The organism is Mesorhizobium sp. M7A.F.Ca.MR.176.00.0.0 (assembly GCF_004023165.1).
In the GTDB taxonomy this organism is placed as follows: domain Bacteria; phylum Pseudomonadota; class Alphaproteobacteria; order Rhizobiales; family Rhizobiaceae; genus Mesorhizobium.
Map to the genome: position 1 here is coordinate 1 of NZ_RZTC01000263.1, position 1,861 is coordinate 1,861.

At 60.1% G+C, this 1,861-nt stretch carries 2 protein-coding genes and 2 pseudogenes; all 4 read left to right on the forward strand.

The features are described from left to right. Positions 1 to 106: pseudogene (locus EOB59_RS37070) on the forward strand (MucR family transcriptional regulator); the annotation flags it as partial. Positions 107 to 796: 690 nt separating this feature from the next. After that, positions 797 to 949, forward strand: coding sequence for a hypothetical protein (locus EOB59_RS35535; RefSeq protein ID WP_158302489.1), 153 nt, complete (start codon positions 797 to 799; stop codon positions 947 to 949). Positions 950 to 1,228: 279 nt separating this feature from the next. Then, positions 1,229 to 1,390: a hypothetical protein gene (locus EOB59_RS35540; protein ID WP_158302490.1), complete on the forward strand. Its 162-nt coding sequence runs from the start codon at positions 1,229 to 1,231 to the stop codon at positions 1,388 to 1,390. Between the two features lie 122 nt (positions 1,391 to 1,512). Further along, positions 1,513 to 1,861 (forward strand): annotated as a pseudogene (locus tag EOB59_RS34605) (ABC transporter ATP-binding protein); the annotation flags it as partial.

A 1,861-nucleotide genomic window follows, 5' to 3' on the forward strand; every position in this document is an offset into this window, starting at 1 on the left:
CGCTGCGCGCTCGGCCTTGGCCAAGACCATGGGTCTCGGCCGCAAACCGAAAGAGTCGGAAACACCGGCGCCGGCGAAGCGGACCGGCAAGAAGGTCGCAGCTTGACTTTTATCTCTCGAGGGTCGTTCTGGAGCGCGTAGCCGCTATCGGGATGATCTGCGCAGAATAGGAAAAGGCGGGGGACCAAACCACGCCTTACCTCGCGCTCATTCGCTCTTGCCGGGACGCAGGAGAAAATTTCAGCCAGTCTTCGCACAACCCACGCATCTACAAGGATCGCATCGTTGGCGACTACGCAGTCAATGGCACGCCACCACCATATCAGTGGGGGATCGGCCGCAGCCCTGCATGAAGCTGCAAGCAAGGCTAATCGGTTCCGTCCCCGCATACTCCAGCTGAACATCGACATCATGTGCGCCAACAGCCAGCAGGCCAAGGGCTGCCTCGAACGCGCATAGGCCTGGTGACATCAGCACGATTGACGCGGCGAGCGCCTACGCGGCCGAGTTCGCTATCACTTCGTCTCCGCGCCATGGCGTCCGCTGCATCTCGGCCGAAGCCGCAATCGTCAGCGGCCTCTCGCGCGAAAGGCCCGAGGAGCTTCTTGTTCGCGTCGGGCTTAGCTGCAGTGCGGCCGATCGATGCCCGCACGCTTTTTCGGGAGGCCAAAGGCGGCCTGGCACGCGCGCCGCTCATGCTGCAGCCGGATCTGCTTGTCGCTGACGAGCGCCGGCGCTCGACGTTTCGATCCAGGCGCAGATCTGCCCTCCTTGCGACAACGCAAAGGAGAGCAAAATGACCAGCACCATTAACCTCTACAGCGGCCAGCTAGGGCAACAATTTTGGTGGGTGGGTCTTCGAGACAATGTCGATGCATACACCCAGGTAACGCCTTCGCACATGCGATATGCAATTTGTGCATTGCAATATCTGCGGCGATCGATATGATCCTGTTGTCGGGCCATCTACTCCTCCCAGATGCGATGCCCGGCGCTGAATGCGGTGCACCTCCTCCCGCGCTGCATTTCAAATCGAGCCCGCTGCCACCTCTTCCCGGCAGCGGGCTTTTTCTTTGTATGAGCGGCAATTTTGGGCCATGGCCAGTGTATTGGCTTCTAGGCGAGGCGAACGCTCCGGACTTCCAGGCCTTTCTTGCCTGCCCATATTCGACGAACACTTTCTGTCCCTCCACAGCGCGCTGAGCCCTGAGCGGGTCAGCTCGGTGGCATGAACGAAGACATCCTTCTCACCGTTATCGGGTGCAAGAAGCCTGGAATGCTTCACGGCCTCATGCTTGGCAAAACTCTGCCTATGGCCATGTATGCCTTCGCCTCATCACTCATCAAATACGATCGCGACGACCAACGGCTGCACGCCTTTCAGGCATAGTGCGATGCCGCCATTGGCCCCTTGAACGGTCAAGTCGGACACGCGTAACATCGCCATCTGAATTGAGTCTGCTTCATTGGTCCGGGCTAATGTCCGGAGTGGTCTGGATATTTCCCTTGGGTATGGATGCAACCAGCGGCGCGGCGAAGCGCGGCAAATCGTTTGTCCATGTGGCGGAAGCCTCCTGGGGCAAAGGCCTCAGCACCCTGCTGCGTATCGTGCGAATGACGCTGCGCCATCCCTGGCAAGTCGCCATCACCATCGTTTCGACCTTCATTGCCGCGACGCTGCAGCTTTTCATTCCACGCTTGCTGGGACGCGCCATCGATCAGGCGCAGGGCGTCATGACTGCTGGTGCTGGTCCTGCGGCAGAGCACGCGCTGTGGAAGACGGCGCTCACGCTGCTCGTCGTCAGCATCCTGCGCGGCCTCTTCACTATGGCGCAGAACTACTATGGCGAGGCCGTCGGCC

Excerpts from the sequence above, each read along its gene's own strand:
- EOB59_RS35535 (WP_158302489.1), top strand. The coding sequence starts at position 797 with ATGACCAGCACCATTAACCTCTACAGCGGCCAGCTAGGGCAACAATTT.
- EOB59_RS35540 (WP_158302490.1), top strand. The coding sequence starts at position 1,229 with ATGAACGAAGACATCCTTCTCACCGTTATCGGGTGCAAGAAGCCTGGA.